Consider the following 13,670-nt stretch of genomic DNA (forward strand, 5'->3'; position numbering starts at 1 on the left):
CACCCCGCAAAACCTGAATTGTTCGGCATGTGCGGCGTCTATACAAGCGACCGCCCACCCCGCCACAAGGAGGATCACATGACCCGTGACGCCGGCTATCGGCTCCACACCCTCGCCCTCGGCCCAATGGAAAATTTCATCTATCTGATTCATGACCAGGCCAGCGGCCGCGCCGCCGTGGTCGATCCCGCATGGGATGTGCCAGCCATACGGGCATGTGCCGAGGCCGAAGGCATGCGCATCACGGACATCCTGCTGACCCACAGCCATCACGATCACATCAACGGCGTCGATGAACTGCTGCGTGAACACGACGCCGAGATACACCTGCTCAAGCCGGAAGCCGCATTCTGGGGCCATCCCCTTGCCCGCCCGAACCTGCATCACGGCGGCGACAGCTTCCAACTCGGCGACACCCGTATCGAGGTGCTGCACACCCCCGGACACACGCCCGGCTCGGCCTGCTACCGCCTGGGCGAGGACCTGATCACCGGCGACACCCTGTTCGTGTTCGGCTGCGGACGCTGCGATATGAAGGGAGGCGACCCGGAAGCCATGTTTCACACCCTGCGCCACCTGCGCGAAGCGCTGCCGTCGAACACCCGCATCCGACCTGGCCACGACTATGCAGAGAAATCCACCACCACACTGGAGGAACAGGCACGCTGCAACCCCTTCATGCATTTCACCGACGTGGATCGCTTCGTCCACTACCGCCAACACGAGCACGACCGCATCCGCAGTACGCCTTACCCGCCGGAATGCCGCGATTGATGTCGACATATTGACACACGACAACTATGGTATGGATATCCACGTCAATCGACTGACAAACTTATTGCCGAAACACACAAAAACGCCACAAGCACATGATTTATATGGCAAGAGATCACGAACATCACTTATGGCACAGAATTCGCATAACTAATCGCAAACTCATGCGATCCCGAGACCATGGCGATATTCCGATTCCCAAGAGCACAAGGCCAGGCTGCGCACTCCACGGGAGGCGACACGCCCTCGCCCGGCGTTTTCGATGCCTTGCTACGGCTGCAGGCGACACTGGACATAGAGGAACTTCTGGCCCACTTCACCTCGCTGATCTCCGGCGAGCTGGCCATTGACGGATATAGCTACACGGGGCCGCAGGACTCGGCAATTCGTTGCCAGTCCGGACACACCAACCGGCACGCGCTTGCCTACCAGTTGGTCGTGGATGCGGAACAGCTCGGCGAACTGCTGGTCTACAGGGCCCGTCCTTTCACCGAGCACGAGAGCATGGGCCTCGAAGACATGCTTTGCCTGCTGGTCTACCCGCTGCGCAATGCGCTCCGCTACCAGGAAGCGCTGCGTACGTCGTTCACCGACCCGCTGACGGGGCTGGGCAACCGCTCCAACATGTATCCCCAGATCCAGCGCGAAATCAGCCTGAGCCATCGCGAATCCCGGCAGGCGAGCCTGCTGATGATCGATATCGACCACTTCAAGTGCATCAACGACAGCCACGGCCACCAGAGCGGCGATCAGGTCATCATCTGTATCGCGAACATCATCCGCAGCACCGTGCGCGACTTCGACCTGGTATTCCGCTATGGCGGCGAGGAATTCGCGGTCCTGCTGGTCAACACGGATGCCACGAGGGCAGGCCATGTGGCGGAACGGTTACGCCACAATGTGGATCAGCACAGCTGCCGCATGAGCGACGGGCGCGACATATCGCCTACGATCAGCATCGGTCTGAGCGCGCTGCACGACCACGACACCCCCCAGTCCCTCATCGAGAGGGCCGACCGTGCGCTGTATCGGGCCAAGGCAGACGGACGCAATTGCGTGAGGGAATACGTTTCGTGATGGCCGGACCCACCCGCCCATGATTTTCGGCTAAGATGGCGTGAACGCGTTTCCAGAATGCACACTTATGCGCACAGCCAAGCTCGAGCCTTCGTTGTTCGAAAATCACTACGAAATCATCACCCATCCGCCGCGCATCTCACGCCTGTTGCGGGAGATTCACGAGGATCGCGCGATGGTAACCCTCATACCCGACGAGGGTGAGCAGGCCTTCAGCACGGCCATACTCGAAGATAGCGAAGGCAGTGGCAGCGGCCTTTTCATGCTTGATGAATTTGTACCACGCGAAGGCAACGATAGTATCATGCCGAACACCAGGATCTGGCTGCTCGGGCAGCTCAAGGGCGTCAAGTTCGCCTTCGAATCCGAGATACTCGAATCCGGAAGCGAGAACGGCATCCCCTTCCATCGCGCGCGCCTGCCGAAAGCGATCCGCTACGAACAGCGCCGCACCAGCTATCGGGTGAATGTCGCGCTCGGCATCAAAGCCAGCGTGCGCCTCGGTTCGCCCGAAGCCGTCAACCCTCTGGCCGGGCAACTGCGCGACCTCTCGGTGGGCGGCGTATCCGCGATATTGCCGGCCCTCATCCGACAGGGCATTCAACCCGGCACGGTCGTGCCGCAATGCGAAGTCGAGCTGCCCGGCGAAGGCACTATCGTGGCCGACACCGAGATCCGCCACGTGCGCGCCTCTGCCGACAACAGTAATACCCAGGTGGGACTCGCGTTCCGCAACCTGACTGCGGACGCCCAGCGCCAAGTGCAACGCAGCGTCAGCTATCTTGAACGGGAGCAGTTGCGCAAGCAGTTCGACAATGACTGATCTCGACCGTATACGACGGCACAGGGGAAGCTGCGGACATGGCTGAGGAGAAGCTGGGGCAGGCCGAGTACGATACCTTCCGCAAATTCCTCTCGGACGCCTGCGGCATCGTCCTCGGCGACAACAAGCACTACCTCGTGGTCAGCCGTCTCAACCGCATGGCACGCGAGGCTGGCCTGCCTTCCATCAGCGCGTTGCTGGCACGGCTGCCGCATGACCGCGAGCTTGCCCGGCAAGCCGTCGAGGCCATGACGACGAACGAAACCTCCTGGTTTCGCGATCAGCACCCATACAACAGCCTGCGCGATCAGATTCTGCCGGAACTCGCGCGCAAGGGCAGCCCGATCCGCATCTGGTCGGCCGCCTGCTCCTCGGGGCAGGAACCCTATTCGCTAAGCATGACGGTCGACGAAAGCCTGCGCACGCACCCTGGCCTGCCATTGTCCAACGTCCAGATCATCGCAACGGACGTTTCCAAGCAGATACTCGATGAAGCGAAGGTCGGCAGCTACGACAGCTTCAGCATGATGCGGGGGTTGACGGACGACCAGCGACAACGTTACTTCGTGAACAAGGGCGAACGCTGGGAAATCGCCCCGAAGGTTCGCGCACGTGTCAGTTTCCGCGAATACAACCTGATGCAAAGCTACGCGACGCTGGGGCGATTCGACGTGATTTTCTGCCGCAATGTATTGATCTATTTCTCCGCGACCGCGAAGGAAGACATCCTGAGAAGACTGGGGCAAGCCCTGAACCCTGGCGGATACCTGTTCCTTGGCGCCGCAGAAACCGCGAGCAGTGCAAGCGACCTGCTTGAACTCGTGCGTTTCAGCCCGGGAAGCGCGTACCGGCGTCGCTGAGCGGCGCCGCGCCTCAAGCCTTGGCCAGCGGCTGGCCGCCACCAACCCCGGGATCGCCCTTTCGACCGTATGTCGGCGGCTCGACAGGCTCGCCGCGCAACACCCTGATCAGCCGCAACACTTGCCGCTGGCCGCTCTGATTGAGCGCGCCGTTGCGACGATTGAGGGATTCGCAGCGCCCCGTTTCCGCCACCAGCGCCTGCCAGGCCGTCGCAATGGGCGCGGGCGCATTCGCCATGAAAAGCTTCAGGCTTGGCGGATCGCTGGCGCAACCGATACGGACAAGCAACTCCGCACGTCGGGCGCCGAGCCGTTCCAGCGCCTGGACCAGCCCTGCCTTGGTTTCCACCATTTGCAGCAGTGCATCGGCTTGCAACCCCTGCAGCGCCTCGGCCTCGGCCTCAAGCAACGCGCGCAAGCGCTCCATCTCCGAGACTTCCTCGGAGAGCAGCGACAACAACATGGATTCGTCTTTGTTCACGGCACCGCCATCCGTTCGAGGCTGCCCGAGCCGTCACGCATGGATCAGGAGCGCTGCTTGGCCTGCCCTTCGAAACCCAGCAACTTGTCCGCCACCTGGCCCGGGTTGACATGGTACTGACCGCTTTGGATGGCTTGCCGCAGCTCGGCCACGCGTTGCTTGTCGACAACCGGCTGTTGCGCTAATCCAGCCTGCAGCTGCGCCAGCTGCTGGCCGCCACGCGTCAGACTGACCGAATCGCCGGAAGCGGCGGGGGCTCCCGAGGATTGAGCGGCTCCGGCCGACTCCCTCGGCGCGCCCTGCTGCACCGCCGTACGAGATGACGGGCCAGCCGTCTCTCCCGCACCCTTGGTACCGCCTTGCTGCGGGACGTTCTTGAGATCGATGTTCATGCAATCACCCGTTGCCTTTGCCAACACGCATGGCGTCAAACGCCTCGCGTGCGGCAATCGCCTCTGCCGATGCCAGTCTTATCGACCAAGCCTGACGAAACTTTAGCCCTATTCATCCGCCACGACCAGCATGGAAGCCGCTAGCCATCGATTCTGATGCGCCCGGGACCGCTGACCACGCCCTGCACGATCCGCTGCGATTCGCTGTTCCGCACCTTGACCAGCTGGCCACGCGAACCGGAAGCCAGCGCCACCCCCTGGGATGTCACCTCGATCCCGGCTGCGGCGGAGACGATGGTCACGGTCTGTCCTCGGTGCACCAACAGCGGCTGCGCCAGCATCCCCGGCTGTACCACCTGTCCCGCCGACACGCTGCGCGTCAGCATGCGCCCCACCGCCTGCGACTTGGCGGTCAAGTAGCCATAGGCCAGCCCGCTCAGATCGTGCTCCGCCAAGCCCAGCTCCGAGGCGCTCAGTTGAGCGCCTCTGCTCAACGGCCTTGTCGCCACCACCACCGCAAGTCGCGCCGAAATCCGGACAGGCACGTATAGCGTCCATGGATGTGGTCCGTCACAACGTATGCCGACCACGGCGTTGCCGATCATGCGCCCACCACTGGGCTTGAATGCATTGAGCCCCTGCACGCAGGCCGGCAAGGTCAGCCTGCTATCGATCGGCGAGGCCGATACCTGAATCTTGGCACCCGTCAGTGAAAGCTTAGCCTCAGCCAGCGCATAGGATTTGGCTGCCGCCAGTATGCGCGCATGCGGCTCGACCCTGCTCGCAGCCGAAACGGAAACCGCCAGCAGGGACAGCCCTGCACCCAACAGGAACCCGATAAATCGACAGCTTCCCGACACTCGCAGCCCCCTCCGATCCCCAATACGTCATGATTTTGACGAAATACCGCGCGCCCCTCGGACACCGGCACCGATCTGTATACTGTTTAGCAATATGCGGGCCATCGCCCGACAAGAGAGATTCAACGCCAGGTTGCTCATGAGCTTCTAAACTCCTATGGGTTGCTGCCGACAATATCGGTATAAGGACAACTAGCCGAATCAAGGGGCCGTATGACCGACATCCTCACCGCCGTAGACAAACGCACCCGACTCGCGGGACAGAACCGGCTCGAACTCCTGCTGTTCCGACTGGATCGGCAGCAGATATTCGCCATCAACGTCTTCAAGGTCAGGGAAATCATCCCGCTGCCAAAACTCAAGGGCGTGCCGCAGGCTCACCCTTACGTACTCGGGATCGCCAATATTCGTGGCCGCCCGACCTCGATCATCGAGGTCGCCCGCCCCCTGGGGCGACGCGGCGTGGCCGCGGGCGAGGAAAGCTTCGTCATCGTCACCGAGTTCAACCGCAGCGTTCAGGGTTTCCGTGTCGCCTCGGTGGAGCGCATCATCAACATCAGCTGGGAATCCGTGCTGCCGCCACCCAAGGGCAGCCGCTCGGGTCACTACATGACCGCCGTAACCCAATACGAAGACCAGTTGATCGAAATCCTGGACGTCGAGCGCATCCTGGCCGATGTACAGGGCGTCAACACCGACCTCTCGGATGATATCCGCGAAAAGGAAACGGGCAATGACGACACCGCGCCCTCTGTGCTGGTGGCCGACGATTCGTCGGTCGCCCGGCTTCAGGTACGGAGGACACTCGAGCAGCTCGGCATGCAGGTCACGCTCGCCAACGATGGTCGAGAGGCGCTGGACAAGCTTGAAGCCATCGCAGCGTCCGGCGGCACGGAACGCGGGTTCGACATGATCGTGTCCGATATCGAGATGCCGCGCATGGACGGCTACACCCTGTGCAGCCGCATCCGCGCCGACAAGCGGATGGCGGACATGCCCGTCATCCTGCACACATCCCTGAGCGGATCCTTCAATCAGGCCATGGTGGATCGTGTCGGCGCGACGGCCTTTCTGCCGAAATTCCAGCCCAATGAGTTCGCCGAGACCATCCTCAAGGTACTTCACGAACACACCACGCAGGGGAGATAATCACGGCCGGGGGCATATGGCCCCCGCCTGATCCCACACCCGCCACGAGCGCGCCGCCGATTAGCCAATCCATGCCCAATCCGGACGTATCCATCGAACAGCTCAGCCGCCTGGCGCCTCTCAGCCGGCTCAGCGAAGCCGCCCATCAAAACCTGCTGGCGGCGTCGCGCGTCGACACCCTCGACGCCGGCAAGCGCCTGCCTGCACGCAACCGCGAACGATGGGTCAGCTTCGTGCTCGAAGGCAGCATGCAACTGATCCGCGGCGACGATGTAATCGAGACCATCGACCCCGAAGTGGATGCCGCACGGCTGCAGCAGCCGTTGTTTGCCGATGGCGATGATGTGGACTATGCAACCACTCTCAAATCCACCCGACTGCTGAGCATCGCACGTAAGGCTGTGGAAGAGGCCGTCGCGGCCGAAGGCGACGGCGGCGCCTACGATGTCGGCGAGCAAAGCATTTCCACGGTCGAAAGCGATCTGCTCGAACGCTTCTACAAGGCACTTAGCGATGGGCGCATGCAACTGCCGAGCATGCCCGAAATCGCCATACGCATCCGCGAACTCGCCGCCGATGCGGAGACCAGTCTCAATGACCTTGCCAAGGTCATACAGGTCGACCCGTCGCTCACCGCCCGCCTGTTGCAGGCCGCCAACAGCGCTGCCTACCGTGGCACGCGCGCGGTCGGCTCGGTGCGCGAAGCCATCACTCGACTCGGTCTCAAGCGCACCGCCAGCCTGGCGATCAGCATCACAATGCACAATGTGTTCAAGGCCCGTTCGCCACAGACCGCCCGGCAAATGCAGATGTTGTGGGAAACCAGCGTGGAAGTCTCCGCAACCGCCTACATCGTCGCCCGCCATTCCCGCGTGCTAGACCCCGACCATGCCCTGCTCGCGGGCCTCATGCATCGCGTAGGCGCGGTACCCATCCTGCTGTTTTCGGAAAGCCTGGAAACCAGCGGTGACGAACTCAAGCTCGCCATCGCACGGCTTTCACCGATGGTCGGCGGCGTGCTGCTCAAGGAATGGGGATTCGAGCACGATGTGGTGATCGCCGTCGAAGAAGGCGAGCAATGGATGCGTAACCCCGACCTGCCGACCGACCTGTGCGACATCATCATCGCCGCCCGGCTGTACGCCGATCTGCGCAACGATCGGCCGCTGCCGGCATCCTCGCTGACCGAGATCCCGGCCTTCCGGAAACTGGGGCTCGCGGACCCCGAATCCGATCGCTCGCTGCAGGTACTGGAAGATGCCGCCGAGGAAATTGCCAGCATTCGCGAATTTCTGAGCTGAGGCCCTGACGGACCGGATCGCTCGCCGATGATGCGGGCATGACCGCTCCGCCCCCAAGGCTCGCCCACGCAGGGAGGCAGACAGCCTTGGAATTCGGCATACGCGTCGACAACCAGCAGCTCACCCAAAGCAGCGCCGCACCCCGGGCACAGCTTGCCGCATGGCGCGTGGGGCAGGTGCTGAGCGCGCTCGTGATCGAAGGCACGCCAGCACAGGCCGGCGGCGGGCCGGCACGTTTGCAGGTGGGCAACCTGCAGATCCCGGTCAGATCGCAAACCCCGTTGCAGACCGGCGAATCACTGCGCCTTAACGTTCAGCGCGCCGGCAAGGAAATCATCCTGACACGAGCGCCGACAACAAGCGCTCCCGTCACGGCGCCGACCACCACCGTCGCCCAAACCCTGAGGAATCTCCTGCCTGCTCAGCAGGCACTCGATGTCGCCTTGCGCGGCCTATCGAAGCTGCTGCCGCAATTGCCGACGACCGCCGCCGCGCCTGCACGGGAACTGCTCGGCAGCCTCCCCACGCCGGCACAACTCACCACCGGCAGCGGGCTCAAACAAGCCATCCTCAGCTCCGGAACGTTGCTCGAATCCCGTCTGGCAGCAGGAACGCCGCCAGCGCCCCAGGACATCAAGGCTGCGGCCGCACGTCTGCTCTCGGCCCTGCCCGTCCAAGGCAGTGCGGCCGGCGCACCGCGCCAGCTCGCCGAAGGCCTCATGGGCCGCATCGGACTCAATCAGCTGCAAAGCCAGTCGCCCAGCGGCAATACGGTGTACTGGTCGCTCGAACTACCCGTACGTACCCATGCCGACGGTTTCCATACCGTTCAGCTCGAGGTGGAAACCGAGGAAAAGGGCAGCACCGATGCCGAATCAGGGCCGAACTGGAACGTGCGTCTGCACCTGGATTTGCCGCGTACCGGCCCTTTGGATGCCTATGTCACCAGCCGGCACAATACGCTCTCCGCACATTTTTGGTCGACTGACGCCGCTACCGCGGCGCGCATCGCCAAAGCGCTGCCGGATCTTGCCAGGGCATGGTCGGCCCACGGACTCGCCACCGGCGTGCTGCAAAGCCATCGTGGCGAAGCGCCGCGAAGCGGTCACGGGAAAAGCCCTCTGAACGGCCTGGTGGATACGCGCGCATGACACGCAAGCCGCTGCCACCCACCACGCTGCATCGCCTGGCCGTCGCTCTTCGGTACGATGGCGAAGGCGCACCGAAAATCACCGCTAAAGGACGCGGCGAGATCGGCAAGCGCATCATCGAACTCGCGCAAGCCCACCAAGTGCCGTTACGCCAGGATGCGGAGTTGTGCCAGGTACTCGCGCAAGTACCGCTGGGCGAGGAAATTCCAGAAGCGCTTTATGTTGCGGTCGCCGAAGTACTGGCCTTTGCCTATCGTCTCAGCGGTCAGGATCTGCCGTTGCGGACAGAGACTGCCGAAGAGGATATGACTGGCGATCAGCCCGAATCGGGCGGTTGAGCGCGTCCGGCGCCGGCGGCATGCAGTGCCTGCAGCAGGTCCACCTCTCCACGCGACAGTCCGCACACCGTCATCAACTCGTCCGCGGACATACCTCGCTCGAGCAGCTTGAGCGCCTGCACATGCGCGCCGCCCGTCGCCTGCGCCCGCAGTTCCTGGCTGTCGACACGCTCGCGCAAGCGGCTGTAGAGCGTGTCGAAGCGTTCTTCAAGCTCGGTATCGCGTTGGCGCGTCTCCTGAATCGACTGACGCAGCGAGTCGAGTTCGGACTGAATGATCGCCAATCGCGTTCGCCCGGCCTCGCGCTCGCCGCGAAGCTTGAGCACCTGCCAGGCTGCCCAAATCGCCACGACCGGGAAATAAATCAAATCGAGCGCAACCAGCACGCTCAGCCAATCGATATGCATGCACCACGCTCAGACATATTCATCAATGTGACCCGGTTCCGGCGGCGGACGATTCTCCCTGGCGGGAGGGGACGGTGGCGAATGGCGCGGTTTGCGGCGGCGCTCCGGTGGCGTCGCCGGGCGCCTGCGGGTATCGGCAGGCACCGAGGGATGCAGGGGTTCGATTTCGTCCGCCACGCCATCATACCGCTTACATCGCGGCCAGCTCGGCCCATTCTTCCTCGTTGAGCAGCTTTTCCACATCGACCACGATGATCAACTCCTTGTCACGCGACGCGACGCCCTGGATGTAGCGGGCAGCCTCCTCGTTGCCGACGCTCGGGCTGGGGTCGATCTCGTCCTGGCGGATGCGCACGACCTCGGCCACGCCGTCGACCAGAATGCCCACATCCTGTCCGGCCGCCTCCAGCACGATGATCCGGCTGGACTCGCCCGGCTCGGTAAATTCCAGCCCCAAACGCTGACGCGCATCGATCACCGTCACCACGTTGCCGCGCAGATTGATGATCCCAAGCACATACTCCGGCGCGCCCGGTACCGGCGAAATCTCCCCGACGCGCAGCACTTCCTGCACGCGCATGACGTCAAGGGCATAAACCTCGCCGCTCAGGAAAAAGGTCACGCATTGCAACTCGTCCACCTTGTGGACCTCGTTTTTATCGGTCATCGTCCAATCCTCACCCGTCGTGCGTGTTTTCGCACCCCAATTCGTTATCCTTACCCGCCGCGGACAATATCGAGCGCCAGGGCCTCGATATCCAGCAGGGCGCACATCTGGCTGGTCACGGTACCCGCCAACCAGCGCCTGGCAGTCTTTTCCGTCCGCCAGTGCACCGAATCCGCCTGCAGCGACACCACCGTATCCACTCGGTCGCAGCACAGCCCCCAGCGCCCTTCTTCAACCATCAGAATACGACTATAGGCCTCATCCTCGCTGCCGTCCCGTATGCGCTGCTCCCGCTGCGACAGGCGATCGCGCGGAAACACCAGCTTGGCGGTATCGATAATGCCGGCCTGACGCCCGTCGAAGGGCATCAAACCCATGAACCAAGGCGGCCGCCCCGGAGTTTGCGTGACATGTTCGCCCCAGGGAATGATGCGCGTCAGTTTCACCAGGGGCACGGCGAGCTTGAGTCCGCCGACGAAGAACAGCAGGCATTCGAATCCGCCTTCCGCCCACTCGGGGATCGTACGTGTATCGGCGGCCGGCGTTGCCGGCGCCGCCTGGGCCTCGAAGGCGGGCACCAGCGCCATGCCGGGCTTGACGGCCGGTGCGGTCGGCAGCGGCGTTGCCGGAGACGACGGCAGCTGCACGACCTCCGCCACGGGCGCCGCAACAGCGGCCGGCGCGACTTCCGGCTCTGGCACCTTCAGCAATCCATCCAGGTAGGCGCTCAGGGCCAGCTCCTGATTGAACAGCGCCCCTTTCTGCGTCAATTTATCCACGGCTCGCCTCGCGCAGCGGTGCCGCCTTACCGCCAAGCGGCGTCTGCGCCAACAACCATTCCAACAGCTGCGCGTAGGCCTTGCTGCCCCGCGCCGACGGCTTCATCGTCGTCAACGGCTGACCGGCCCTGCTGGCCTCCCTGAATTGCGTGTCCACTGGGATTACGCCCGGCCAGATCTCATCAGGATGGTCTCCCCGCAGCTGCCGCAAGGTCTCGATCGATGCGCGGGTACGCCGGTCGAACAACGTGGGTACCAGCGTGACGTCCAAAGGACGCGTACGCGAACGCTGCACCATACCGACCGTGCGCAGCATCCTCTCCAGCCCCTTGAGCGCCAGAAATTCCGTCTGCACCGGCACCAGCAGATGCTGGCAGGCCGCCAGGGCATTCACCATCAACACGCCAAGCATCGGCGGGCAATCCATCAGCACCCATGAATAGCGGGACCGCAGCATGGCCAGGGATTCGGCAACGACCAGACCCATGCCCTCGCGACCACCCAACTGCCGATCCAAGGTCGCCATGGCGGTGCTGGCGCAGAGCAGCGACACACCCTCGACCGAGGTGTCGACGGCCAGCTCGGCGGGATTGAGCGCCTGCCCCTGTGCACGGCGCTGAAATAAGGTATACAGGCCGTTTTCCGAGCCCTCCGGGTTGTAACCGAAATAGCTGGTCAACGAGCCGTGCGGATCGAGGTCGAGCAGCAGCACGGGCTCGCCGGCCCTCGCGAGCAAGCCGCCCAGACTGACCGTGGTGGTCGTCTTGCCCACTCCGCCCTTCTGATTGGCCACTGCCACGATATTCATTTCGCATTTTCCTTCACGGCGCCGTTTTGCGCGCCACGGCCAGGTCTTTGGAAGAGCGCGGGAGATCCGGCAGCTCCCGCCTGCTCCAGTGTTTTGCCGGAAGCCAGCACCACCAGATCCACGCGGCGATTCTGACTGCGACCGGCGGCCGTCGCATTGCTTGCAACGGGTCGGTACTGCCCATAGCCCACCGCAGCCATTCGTTGCGGTGCGACGCCGAACTCCGCCATCAGACGCACCACCGACGCTGCGCGGGCGGCCGACAGTTCCCAGTTCGACGGAAACTCGAGGCTGTGTATAGGTATATCGTCCGTAAAACCCTCAACCTGAATACGATTCGGCAACGGCGCCAGCGCCCTCGCCACTTCCTTGATGATACTGGTCGCGGACGACGGCATCTGGATGCTGCCGCTGGAGAACAGGAAATCCGTGTTGATCTTGATGTCGATCCAGAGCCGGTGGATGTTCACCGACACGAGTTTCTGATCAATGAGATTGCCCAGACGCCGTTGGATTTCCTTACCCATGGCCCGTATCGCCGCCTCGGTATTCGCCAGCTGCTCGTCCGGCGCCTGCGCCGAACGCAAGGCGGCCGCCTGGCGTGGCGGCAACACCGGGGCCGGCATCATGGTCTGAGGCAAACCCTTCATTTCCATGGGCGCAGGAAAATTTTGCATCGGCGTGGTGGCCGGCGGTCCGGTGGCAGCCACCTTGCCGACCTGAATCGGATCCAACGAGTGAGGCACATTGTGGAACGCTGCCACCAAGGATTCCGACAGCACGCGGTACTTGCCCACATTCACCGATGAAATCGCGTACATGACCACGAAAAATGCGAACAGCAGCGTGATGAAATCCGCATAGGAAACAAGCCAGCGCTCCAGATTTTCGTGTTCCGCCGCTTTTTTGCGCGATCGCCTGGCCATCGCGCTATCCCTCGGCCATCCCACTCATTGCACATACCCCTGCAGTTTCGCCTCGATGGCTCGCGGATTTTCGCCCTCGGCGATGGCGGCGAGCCCTTCGATGGTCATTTCACGCACCTGGCTTTGTCGATGGATAATGGATTTGAGCTTGTTGGCTATCGGCAGCAAGAACAGATTGGCGGCCCCGACACCGTAGATCGTCGCCACGAAGGCGACGGCGATGCCCGCACCCAGCTTGGACGGGTCCGCGAGATTTTCCATCACGTGGATCAGGCCCATCACCGCACCCAGGATGCCGACCGTGGGCGCATATCCGCCAGCCGCCTCGTAGACCTTGGCCGCATGCATCAATTGCTCCTCCGCCGCATCGAGTTCGACTTCCAGCGCGCTGCGAATGGCCTCGGGCTCGCGTCCGTCGACCAGCATCTGCAGGCCCTTGCGCGCGAATGGCTCCTCCAGTTCATCCGAAACGCCTTCCAGCCCGAGCAGACCTTCGCGGCGCGCGACCTGGCACCATTCCACGATGGATTCGATCTGGCGCTCCGGCTCGATCGACGGTGGCTTGAAAACCCACAATCCCATGCGTACCGCGCGCCAGAAAACCGGCAGCGGACTCTGCAACAACACCGCGCCGAGGGTGCCCCCCACCACGATGATGAAAGCGGTCAACTGCAGGAGGGAGTCGATATGCCCTCCCTCGATAAAATTGCCGCCTATCACGGCACCCAGCGCAATCAGGATGCCCAGCAGGCTCAGTACGTCCATCAATCATCGACTCCATCGGAGCGAGTGCCGTGAGCCACGGCGGAAGCCCCACTCGGCGGCTCCCGCCCCCGCAACGGTACGTCCACGCCGGTACCGGCATGCACATCGCGGT

Annotated in this window: 17 protein-coding genes; 8 read left to right on the forward strand and 9 right to left on the reverse strand. The window is 63.0% G+C overall.

The window, feature by feature from the left end:
• Positions 1–78: 78 nt before the first annotated feature.
• The 4 genes from THPRO_RS04235 (at position 79) to THPRO_RS04250 (ending at position 3,534) form a co-directional block, all read left to right on the forward strand.
• Positions 79–774: an MBL fold metallo-hydrolase gene (locus THPRO_RS04235; RefSeq protein ID WP_065089270.1), complete on the forward strand. Its 696-nt coding sequence runs from the start codon at positions 79–81 to the stop codon at positions 772–774.
• A 180-nt stretch (positions 775–954) separates the two neighbouring features.
• Entirely contained in the window at positions 955–1,851 is an 897-nt protein-coding gene (locus THPRO_RS04240; protein ID WP_082954433.1) for a GGDEF domain-containing protein, read from the forward strand.
• A 67-nt stretch (positions 1,852–1,918) separates the two neighbouring features.
• Positions 1,919–2,674, forward strand: a complete 756-nt coding sequence (locus tag THPRO_RS04245; protein ID WP_038092268.1) for a flagellar brake protein — start codon at positions 1,919–1,921, stop codon at positions 2,672–2,674.
• A gap of 38 nt (positions 2,675–2,712) precedes the next feature.
• On the forward strand, positions 2,713–3,534 hold the full coding sequence (locus THPRO_RS04250; protein WP_038092272.1) for a CheR family methyltransferase: 822 nt from the start codon (positions 2,713–2,715) through the stop codon (positions 3,532–3,534).
• Positions 3,535–3,547: 13 nt separating this feature from the next.
• Here THPRO_RS04250 and THPRO_RS04255 read toward each other — a convergent pair whose 3' ends face one another.
• The 3 genes from THPRO_RS04255 to flgA all read right to left on the reverse strand — a co-directional run bounded on the left by THPRO_RS04255 (position 3,548) and on the right by flgA (position 5,234).
• Positions 3,548–4,015, reverse strand: coding sequence for a flagella synthesis protein FlgN (locus THPRO_RS04255; RefSeq protein ID WP_038092275.1), 468 nt, complete (start codon positions 4,013–4,015; stop codon positions 3,548–3,550).
• Positions 4,016–4,059: 44 nt separating this feature from the next.
• Positions 4,060–4,407, reverse strand: a complete 348-nt coding sequence (gene flgM, locus THPRO_RS04260; RefSeq protein WP_038092278.1) for a flagellar biosynthesis anti-sigma factor FlgM — start codon at positions 4,405–4,407, stop codon at positions 4,060–4,062.
• Between the two features lie 140 nt (positions 4,408–4,547).
• On the reverse strand, positions 4,548–5,234 hold the full coding sequence (gene flgA / locus THPRO_RS04265; protein ID WP_052064575.1) for a flagellar basal body P-ring formation chaperone FlgA: 687 nt from the start codon (positions 5,232–5,234) through the stop codon (positions 4,548–4,550).
• 246 nt (positions 5,235–5,480) lie between these two features.
• On the opposite strand from flgA, the gene THPRO_RS04270 reads away from it, so the two are divergent.
• The 4 genes from THPRO_RS04270 (at position 5,481) to THPRO_RS04285 (ending at position 9,206) form a co-directional block, all read left to right on the forward strand.
• Entirely contained in the window at positions 5,481–6,416 is a 936-nt protein-coding gene (locus THPRO_RS04270; protein ID WP_038092281.1) for a chemotaxis protein CheV, read from the forward strand.
• Positions 6,417–6,487: 71 nt separating this feature from the next.
• Positions 6,488–7,717 carry an HDOD domain-containing protein gene (locus THPRO_RS04275; RefSeq protein ID WP_038092283.1) on the forward strand — a complete coding sequence of 410 codons (1,230 nt, stop codon included), beginning with the start codon at positions 6,488–6,490 and terminating at the stop codon, positions 7,715–7,717.
• Positions 7,718–7,803: 86 nt separating this feature from the next.
• Positions 7,804–8,868 (forward strand): flagellar hook-length control protein FliK, encoded by a 1,065-nt coding sequence (fliK, locus tag THPRO_RS04280; protein ID WP_065089272.1) that lies wholly within the window; start codon positions 7,804–7,806, stop codon positions 8,866–8,868.
• Entirely contained in the window at positions 8,865–9,206 is a 342-nt protein-coding gene (locus THPRO_RS04285) for an EscU/YscU/HrcU family type III secretion system export apparatus switch protein (protein ID WP_038092290.1), read from the forward strand. Before fliK ends, THPRO_RS04285 begins: the two co-directional genes overlap by 4 nt.
• Here the strand turns inward: THPRO_RS04285 and THPRO_RS04290 are convergent.
• From THPRO_RS04290 to THPRO_RS04315, 6 genes are all read right to left on the reverse strand, one after another.
• The gene (locus tag THPRO_RS04290) at positions 9,185–9,613 is read right to left on the reverse strand and encodes a DUF2802 domain-containing protein (protein WP_052064576.1); all 429 of its coding nucleotides are present in this window, start codon (positions 9,611–9,613) and stop codon (positions 9,185–9,187) included. The two genes, THPRO_RS04285 and THPRO_RS04290, sit on opposite strands and share 22 nt — an antisense overlap.
• A 190-nt stretch (positions 9,614–9,803) precedes the next feature.
• A complete protein-coding gene (locus tag THPRO_RS04295; RefSeq protein WP_038092294.1) occupies positions 9,804–10,280 on the reverse strand; it encodes a chemotaxis protein CheW in 477 nt (158 codons plus the stop codon).
• Positions 10,281–10,330: 50 nt separating this feature from the next.
• Positions 10,331–11,059, reverse strand: coding sequence for a chemotaxis protein CheW (locus tag THPRO_RS04300; RefSeq protein ID WP_145930691.1), 729 nt, complete (start codon positions 11,057–11,059; stop codon positions 10,331–10,333).
• Complete coding sequence (locus THPRO_RS04305; RefSeq protein WP_065089273.1) at positions 11,052–11,867, reverse strand: ParA family protein; 816 nt, start codon at positions 11,865–11,867, stop codon at positions 11,052–11,054. The genes THPRO_RS04300 and THPRO_RS04305 overlap by 8 nt, the downstream gene beginning before the upstream one ends.
• The gene (gene motD / locus THPRO_RS04310) at positions 11,864–12,793 is read right to left on the reverse strand and encodes a flagellar motor protein MotD (RefSeq protein ID WP_065089274.1); all 930 of its coding nucleotides are present in this window, start codon (positions 12,791–12,793) and stop codon (positions 11,864–11,866) included. Before motD ends, THPRO_RS04305 begins: the two co-directional genes overlap by 4 nt.
• A gap of 24 nt (positions 12,794–12,817) precedes the next feature.
• Positions 12,818–13,558, reverse strand: coding sequence for a flagellar motor protein (locus THPRO_RS04315; protein ID WP_038092296.1), 741 nt, complete (start codon positions 13,556–13,558; stop codon positions 12,818–12,820).
• Positions 13,559–13,670: the final 112 nt, after the last annotated feature.

It is taken from the genome of Acidihalobacter prosperus, assembly GCF_000754095.2.
Taxonomy (GTDB): domain Bacteria; phylum Pseudomonadota; class Gammaproteobacteria; order DSM-5130; family Acidihalobacteraceae; genus Acidihalobacter; species Acidihalobacter prosperus.